Source organism: Streptomyces sp. NPDC059816 (assembly GCF_042732055.1).
Classification (GTDB): Bacteria; Actinomycetota; Actinomycetes; order Streptomycetales; family Streptomycetaceae; genus Streptomyces.
The window spans coordinates 1-8,254 of record NZ_JBHWIQ010000061.1 but is presented as its reverse complement, the minus strand read 5'-3'; the positions used below and the strand labels follow the sequence as shown (position 1 = coordinate 8,254).

6 protein-coding genes are annotated in these 8,254 nt (G+C 67.7%); all 6 read left to right on the top strand.

All coding sequences use genetic code 11. The features are described 5' to 3' along the window. Window positions 1–185 precede the first annotated feature (185 nt). The 6 genes from ACFV88_RS35850 to ACFV88_RS35825 all read left to right on the top strand — a co-directional run bounded on the left by ACFV88_RS35850 (window position 186) and on the right by ACFV88_RS35825 (window position 8,111). Window positions 186–893: a TnsA-like heteromeric transposase endonuclease subunit gene (locus ACFV88_RS35850; RefSeq protein WP_385496414.1), complete on the top strand. Its 708-nt coding sequence runs from the start codon at window positions 186–188 to the stop codon at window positions 891–893. Beyond that, window positions 890–3,046: a helix-turn-helix domain-containing protein gene (locus ACFV88_RS35845; RefSeq protein ID WP_385496413.1), complete on the top strand. Its 2,157-nt coding sequence runs from the start codon at window positions 890–892 to the stop codon at window positions 3,044–3,046. Before ACFV88_RS35850 ends, ACFV88_RS35845 begins: the two co-directional genes overlap by 4 nt. After that, window positions 3,039–4,181 (top strand): AAA family ATPase, encoded by a 1,143-nt coding sequence (locus ACFV88_RS35840; RefSeq protein ID WP_385496412.1) that lies wholly within the window; start codon window positions 3,039–3,041, stop codon window positions 4,179–4,181. The genes ACFV88_RS35845 and ACFV88_RS35840 overlap by 8 nt, the downstream gene beginning before the upstream one ends. Further along, window positions 4,178–6,808: a TniQ family protein gene (locus ACFV88_RS35835; RefSeq protein WP_385496411.1), complete on the top strand. Its 2,631-nt coding sequence runs from the start codon at window positions 4,178–4,180 to the stop codon at window positions 6,806–6,808. Before ACFV88_RS35840 ends, ACFV88_RS35835 begins: the two co-directional genes overlap by 4 nt. Window positions 6,809–7,255: 447 nt before the next feature. Continuing rightward, window positions 7,256–7,603: a hypothetical protein gene (locus ACFV88_RS35830; RefSeq protein WP_385496410.1), complete on the top strand. Its 348-nt coding sequence runs from the start codon at window positions 7,256–7,258 to the stop codon at window positions 7,601–7,603. Between the two features lie 112 nt (window positions 7,604–7,715). Continuing rightward, window positions 7,716–8,111: a hypothetical protein gene (locus tag ACFV88_RS35825; RefSeq protein WP_385496409.1), complete on the top strand. Its 396-nt coding sequence runs from the start codon at window positions 7,716–7,718 to the stop codon at window positions 8,109–8,111. The last annotated feature ends 143 nt before the right edge of the window (window positions 8,112–8,254 follow it).

Below are 8,254 nucleotides of genomic sequence, written 5' to 3'. Positions count from 1 at the left end.
TGTAGGGTCTCAGATTTCATGTCGGAATCTCACGACCGATGTCGGATCAGAGTCGGATGTGACACGGTCTTGAGATTCGCAGGTCATGACGTCACCCGTTCGGGTGAAGTCCTGGGCGAGTGATCCCGCCGGGTGTGTCGCAAGCGGCAGCGTGCTGTCGATGGCGGCACCGGAGTGGGGTGGGCATGGAGGCGACGGTCAGCATCCGCAGGCAGGACGGTACGGCTGAAGACCGGACGTGGGCGTCTGCGACTGCGCAATCGATCGAGTCAGCTGCTCCGTGGCGGACGTTCCGCTGGTACATGGGGCAGAAGCACTACTCCGGCGCGTACTGGTCGGCGACGGTCGGAGATCTCGTGATCTACGAGTCGCGCCTGGAGCTCGCACGGCTGTTGTTCGCCGACTTTGACGCTTCGGTACGCGGCATTGTGGCCCAGCCGTTCCTGCTGAAGACGGTGGCGGAGGGGAAGGTCCGTAAGCACATCCCGGACTACTTCCTGGCGACCGAGGACGGCCCGGTTGTCGTGGACGTGAAGCCGCTGCGGCGGTTGGACGACCCGGTGGTGGCCTCCACCTTCGCCTGGACCAGGCATGCGGTGGAGGAGCGCGGGTGGCGATACGAGGTGTGGAGCGAGCCGCCGCCTGCGGAACTGGAGAACATCCGCTTCCTGGCGGGTTTCCGCCGGGAGTGGCTGTTCTGTCCTGAGCTTCTTCAGGAAATTCGCGGCGCCGGCCTGAACGGTGTTCCGCTGGCAGAGGCAGCCCGTTGTCTTCCGGGCCGCGAGGAGGAGCACGTTCGGGCCGCGATCCACCACTTGCTGTGGAAGCACGAGCTGCGTGTCGATCTCACGAGCCCGCTGGGCGCCTCGACCCTGGTGGGAAGGCCAGCGTGAGCGGAGCCAGCACTCGGGTCGGTGTCGGGACGCGCTTCGTCTACGACGGCGAGGCCGTCGAGGTGATCGAGCTGGCAGCGACGACGGCGGGTAACGAAGTCGTCCTGAAGGATGTCCGCGGCCGGGTTCAACGGCTGTCGCTGAAGGAACTGCTGTTCTCCGACCGCGCTCGCGTGATCCCCGATGGTCCCGGCCCGTCAGGAGCGGACGCCGACGAGCTCGCCTCGGTGGTCCTGGACCAGCTCAGCGGCGAAGAGCGTGCGGCGACAGCCGAGCGGGCCGGGCACATGCGGGAAGTGCTCACGGGATTCCGGTCGGGCAGCCCGGAGTTGGCGGCCGACGCTGAGCCGCGTGACGAGTACGCATCGGCGGTGCCGCTGGAGGCCAAGAAGGCGGCCAAGGCTGCGGAGCTCGGCGTTACCGTCCGCACCGTCGAGCGGTGGCTCGCCGCCTTCCGCGACCACGGCGAGGCGGGGTTGGCCCCCAGGAGGGGGCAGGCCGGCGGCCCGGCGGCATCAGCGGATCAGCGGTGGGTGGAGACCGCGCTGGAAGTCATGGTCGAGCACACCAACTCCTCGCGGCCGTCGCGGACGTTCGTGATCGAGCGGACCCGGGCCCGGGTGATCGCCCGGTTCGGCACGGACGTGGTGCCGCAGCCGAGCCGGGCGACCGCGTTTCGGATCCTCCAGGACCTGGAGTGCCGCCATCCGCTGTTCCGGCTGAGCACGAAACGGAACCGCGACATCGCCGCTCGACCGGAGGGGCCGTACGGGAAGCTGCGGCCCACCAGGCCCGGCGAGTACCTGCTGATGGACTCCACCCGGCTGGACGTGTTCGCCTTCGATCCGCTGACGCTGCGGTGGGTGCAGGCCGAGCTTTCGGTCGGGATGGACTGGTGCACCCGCTGCATCACCGGGGTGAGGCTGACGCCGGTTTCCACCAAGGCCGTGGATGTCGCGGCGGTCCTCTTCGAGTCCTTTCGGCCCCGGCCGTTCAACGCGAGGTGGCCGCGCGGCGCGGTCTGGCCCGAGCACGGCATTCCGCGCACGGCTCTGGTCGACGTCGCTGTCGAGGGGGTGGGCCTGGCCGCCCCGCCGATCGCGCCGGAGACTCTGGTGGTGGACCACGGCAAGGTCTACGTCTCGGACCATCTGTCCAGCGTCTGCCGGCGGATGGGGATCTCGATCCAGCCCGCCCGACTGCGAACGGGACGGGACAAGGGGCCGGTGGAGCGGTTCTTCCGCACCCTGCGCGAGGATCTGCTGCAGGCCCTGCCCGGCTACAAGGGACCGGACATCCACTCCCGCGGCGAGAACGTGGAGGGCGAGGCGTTCTACTACCTGGACGAGCTGGAGGAGATCATCCGGGAGTGGATCGCGACGGTCTATCACTGCCGGCCGCACACGTCGCTGGTCGACCCGGGGCTTCCAGGGCTGCGGATGTCTCCGGCCCAGATGTTCGAGCACGGCATGGCCCGGGCCGGCTACATCGAGGTTCCCTGCGACCGCGATCTGGCGTTCGAGTTCCTGCCCACCGCTTGGCGCACGCTCCAGCACTACGGCGTCGAGATCGGCGGGCGCCGCTACCGCGGTCCGGGCCTGCCGTCGCCGGGGTCGAAGAGCCCTTACGCCTGGCGGGGCAAGGACGATCATTGGCCGTTCCAGGTCAACCCCGACGACATCACGACGATCTACTTCCGGGACCCAAGCCGCGTCTGGCGTGAACTCCGGTGGGAGCACGCGCCGGAGATGCCGATGCCGCTGAGCGAGGAGGCCCTGGCCTTCGCCCGCAAACTCGCGGCGAGGAAGTACCGCTACCCCAATGACCGGCTTGCCGTCGCCGATCTGCTGGAGCGCTGGAACGCGGGGCTGGGAAGCACTCCCGCCGAGCGGCGCATGGCCCTTCGGCTCTCGCGCAGGCAGGGCATCGAGCTCCCGGCGATCGGCACTCAACCGGTCGCGGACTTGCCGTCGGTCCGCCGCGCACTGAGCGGGGCGGTTCAGCAGCCGCAGGCCGAGCCGGAGGAGATCGGCAGCGTCGAGGCCGGCGACGACGATGTCACCGACTTCGAAGACCTGGCGGAGCTCGAGGACCTGGACCTGATCGACGAGGACGATTTCTACGCCACCGCGCTGAAGGACGTCGATGAGTAGCCGCGGCGAAACCGGACCCGTCGAGGATCTCCGGACGAAGCTGGACCACCTCACCCTCTCCCGCAAGGAGGGGCTGAAGCGACTGGCCGAAGCACCGGTGCGGCCCCAGCCCGAACCGCTGTCCCGGCGGCAGATCAAGGCCCTGGGCGAGGCGGCTCTTGCCGACTACAACCGCGGGCGGCGCAAGTGGCACGCGAACCTCGGTCCGCTGCACACGCCGCAGATGGCCGCGCTGCACGAGGACTTGTGGGACATCGTCGACAGCAACGACCAGGACGGCGACAAGGTCAAGGGCGGCATCGCGCTGGACGCGTTCCCGGGGCTGGGCAAGACCACGGCGGTGCTGGCGTTCGCCAAGAAGTTCCACCGCCGGGAGATCGCCGAGGCGGGTGAGTACACCGATGGCGGCTTCGAGCGGTGGCCGGTCTGCCGTGTCGGGCTGACGGCGAACACCGGGATGCGCGACTTCAACCGCGCGATCCTGGAGTTCTACGGGCATCCAGGGCGTTTTCGCGGCACGGCCGCCGACTTCGGCTACCGGGCCCTGGACAGCGTCCTGTCCAGCGAGGCGAAGCTGCTGATTGTCGACGACCTGCACTTCCTGCGCTGGAGGAATCGGTCCGGTGTCGAGGTCAGCAACCACTTCAAGTACATCGCGAACGAGTTCCCGGTCACCCTGCTGATGATCGGCGTCGGGCTGAAGAAGCGCGGATTGTTCGACGAGGGCGAGGACTTCGAGGACGCCGTTGTGGCCCAGACCGGACGCCGCACCACCCGACTGGACATGGAGCCGTTCACCGTCACCACCGAGCAGGGGCGCCGCGACTGGCGGGACATGCTGCTGGGCATCGAACAGCGGGTGGTGCTGGCCGACAAACGGCCCGGCATGATCGCCGACGACTTGTCCGACTACCTGTTCGCCCGCAGCACCGGCCACATCGGCTCCCTGATGACGCTGATCAACCGCGGCTGCCAGAAAGCCGTACGCACCGGCGCCGAGCGGCTGGACGAGGAACTGCTGAGCACCGTCAAGAACGACGCCGCTGCCGAGGAAGCCCGCCGCGAACTTGCACTGGCCCTCGAGACAGGGAAGATGACCAGCCGACCCAAGGCCCGCCGCGGCACGGCCGCATGAGCGAGATCCTGAGGACGCTGCCGGTCCGCTTCGCCCCGCTGGACGGGGAGGCTTTCGACTCCTGGCTGGAGGCTCTCGCCCGGCGCCTGCACACCCCCCTCGGCGATCTGACTTGTGCCACCGGGCTGCCTCGGGGCCCGGTGGATTGGACGGTCCTGCTTCAGCCGCAACAAGCCGCAGCGGTTTCGGCCACGACCGGACTGGCCGAAGCACGCATCCACTCGATGACTCTGCGGCACTACGACCAGCGGGCACTGACGATCGATGCCGAGCGCCGCCGCGTCCGCATCACCGCGCTTTGGGGCCGCGGTCGGGGATCCCGTTTCTGCCCGGACTGTCTCGCCGAGCACGACGGACGCTGGATGCTGTCCTGGCGGCTCGGCTGGTCCTTCGCCTGCCTGCGTCACCGGCGCCTGCTCGCGGACTGCTGCCCGAGCTGTGGGCGCATCCCCCGGCTCCGGCCCCGAGGCCCGCGGTCCATCCCCGATCCTGGCCGCTGCGGCAACACCCCCACTGGACCCGGCCGGTCCGTCACCAGCGGCTGCGGCTTTGACTTGGCAGATGCCGACACCCTTCGCCTGGACGCAGACCATCCCGCGCTCGCCGCCCAGGCCCTGCTGCTGGACGTGATCGAGAAGGGCACGGCAGCGTTTGGCGCCTATGCCGTCGCACCCCAGTCGTCAACCGCGGCACTGGCTGACGTCCGGGCCGTCTGCGGACGCTTGCTGTCCTGCCTCCCTGGCCAGGACCTCGCCCAGTGGGTGCCCGCCGACGTCGTCGGCCCCCACCTCCACCCTGACTCGGGCTGCACGCTCGCCGCCCGGGCCGAACAGCGGCCCGGCTTGATGTCGCCACCGCGGGCTGTCACCGCCGCGACGGCCGTCATCGCCGCCCTGCGCGTGCTGAATCAGCCGGACATCCGTCAAGCCGGATCGGCCCTACGTCCGTTGTTGGAAGCCATCCGCGACGACGAGGCGCAAGTCAGCCCTGCCACGATCCGGCAGTGGGGACACGGGTTGAGTCCGGTCCTGACGGCCGTTCACCTCGCTGGGCTGGCCCCCGCATGCCGTCCCAGTGATCACCTGAGGCATCGCCTACCAGCGGAGATGCCCCGCCTCCCCGCGAGAACGAAGACGGACATGAAGCTGCGGAGCCGGAAGATCCCCAGCATGTTCTGGAACTCATGGGCCGTTCGGCTGGCCCCACCGGGAGGCACGTTCGCGCGCATCCTGGCTCCAGCAATGGCCTCCAGCCTCCTGATCGTCGACAGCCGCATCGACTTCGACACGGCCACACGCCGGCTCGGCAACGTGCTCGAAGGCCACGACCTTTCCCGGGTTCTGCAACGACTGGACAACCATCCGGGCTGGGCCGATCTCGTCACCGCTCTGGTCCGCCTGGCCGACCACCTCGACGCCGTCGACGTCCCCATCAACTACGCGCGCCGTCGCGGCCTGGACTACTCCGACCTGATGCCAGCCGAGCACTGGGCGGCGATCTGCCGCCGCACTGACACTCCGCCCGGCAGCGGCCTCCACCAGCAGATCACACGCTGCTATCTGTTCCAGCAGATCAGCGGGCTGCCGATCGAATCCGCCCCCGGACACCCCGGAATCAACGGTGGCGAGTTCCGCGCCGAATACACCCGCCGCACCGCCCTACGCACCCCAGAACTGGCCCAGGCTCTCCGCGAAGAAGCACGGGCCTTCCTGGACTCCCGCCGAATCGACGACGAACCCGTCGCCTGGCAGCCGCCCACCAACCTGATGGACGGGCTCAACCTTCCCGGCCCGGACCCTGACCGCGTCGACATCCGCCTCCTGCACAAGCTCGTCCGCCGACGCGAGCACTCCGCCCAACACATGGCCGCAATTCTCAACACCAGCGTCGAAGCCGTCCGGCACCTGCTCGACCAGCATCCCGCACCTGCAATTCCGGAGACGAAAGCCCAGGCCAGGGCCGCTGGCAGAGCCTTCAGGAAGGCGATGGAGGACCTGCCCAAGGCCGAACTGGACCGTCTCTACGTTGACGAACACCGCTCTCTCCAACAGATCGCCGAGCTCACCGGCATCTCCCGCCGCCTGCTCACCCGACTTGCCGGTGAGTACGGCACCCCCCTACGCAGCGGTCCCCAGGACTACAAGCGCCATGCGGAGGTCGAGGCCGACTGGCTCTTCGAGCAGTACGTTCACCGCCGGCGGACTCTGCGAGATCTCGCCCGTGAGAAGCGCATGAGCCCGGCGCACATGAACCGCTGGGCGAACACCCACAACATCCCGCTGCGGCGGGGCGGAGCCTCCCACAATGCCACCCTCCGCGCGGCGGAGCGCGCCACACAAGCGCCAGTTGTCCTCAGTGACGCCCTGACCAGCGCATATGCGTGGGACCGGCTGGAGCGGTTCATCGCCGCGCTGTCCCACGACACCATGCGGCAAGCAGCCCGAGCCCTCGGCATCGGTCAGTCCACCCTGGTCACCCAGATCAATCGGCTCGAGCGGGACCTTGGCCAGCCCTTGATCGAACGAGCCCAGCGAGGCCAGCCGATGCGTCCCACCGCGTTCGGCACCAAGATCGTGGCCGTTGCCCGAGCCATGAGCACCCAGAACGAGGAAACGACAGGCTCTTGAGCTCAGGCCGTCCACGATCTCGGACAGGCGACGGCAGCCCGTGAGCCCGCACCCAGGAATACCCGGAAGACGGACCAGTTGGCACGACGCTACAGTCCGACGAAAGAGGGGGAAGATGGCTCTGAACAAGAAGGGTTCCCGGCGCATAACTGTCGACGGGGTTGAGTACCGCTGGCGAATCCGGAGGAAGTCCTCCTACATGCAGGGACTCTGTTGGACACCTATGACCTATGCGGTCGAAGCGGCCAACGGCAACCAGTCGGGCACGACCTTGATCGTTACCAGCAGTCAGGTCCATCCCAGTAACTGGGTGGGTGCCGAGGCAGTGGCCATCCGCCCAGCCCACGTTGCTTCCAGCATCCGAGAAGCACGGGACCGAGGCTGGGAACCAACGAGGACCGGGTCTCCTTTTCAGCTCGACCGATCCGCAGGGTTCATCGCCCAGCCATGAGACAAAGCGAAGAAAAGCAGCCTATATCGGTTGAACTGCCGCAGAGGCTCCATGCCTGGTTCACCGAACATGAGGACCGCTTGCAGTCCTGCGGAATTACGGGTGCCATCCAGCAGTCGCCCGAGGACGGCCGCACCAAGACCAGCACCTGGATGACGCTCGAAAACGATGAGCACGTCGCCGTGCTCATCGTCTGGAGCAGCGGGGAAGCTGAGCTTGAGTACGGGGACGTGGCAACAGGCCAGGTCCGACAACAGCACCGGGATCTCTGCACCTTTCAGGACCTCCTCGACGCCATCGAGACCATCCGCGAATGGATCCGCATAAAGGGCGAGCCGTCCTAAAAGGGTGACCTCCGGCGAGTTCGAGAAAGCCCAGGCCGAGTTCCTTGGCAGATTGCAGCCCGACCCCCGCCGACCTCTCGGTGTTCCGAGGGCTTCTTGGCATCATCTCGGCATGGACCCAGTTCTTCCCCGCACTGTCCGAGCCGTCGACACCGCTCAGCTCCTGGACCTGACTCAAGAGGCCGCCATGCACAGCTTCAGCCAGCGGCTCCCGGTCGACTGGCTCCGGGAGCACCTCGCCGCAGATGCGACGCACTACCTGTTCCCGACGCTCGTGCAGCGGCTCACGCATCGTCCCGAGATGCCGCTGCAGTGGAGGTGCCAGCAACTGTTGACCGTCAGCACCGGCGAACAAATCTTGGGTCTGCTCGACGTCCTTCCCGACACCTTCGACAAGATCCCGGAGACCTTGGACACGGCGTCCAAGAAGGAGATCGTCAGCCGCATCGAGCGGGCAGTGTCCGTGCGTGAGTGGGTGGAACGGATAGCTGCCGATGCAGGTTCGTGAAGCCACGGGCAGCGTTGCAGCCTGCTGGACAGTCTGAGGAAATGACACCGATCTGAGACAGCCGCCGACCGACACGTCGTGAGACTGAAGAGGAACGTCCAGCTCACAGCGTCGGCGCCTGACACCGAGAGTGAGAACCTACA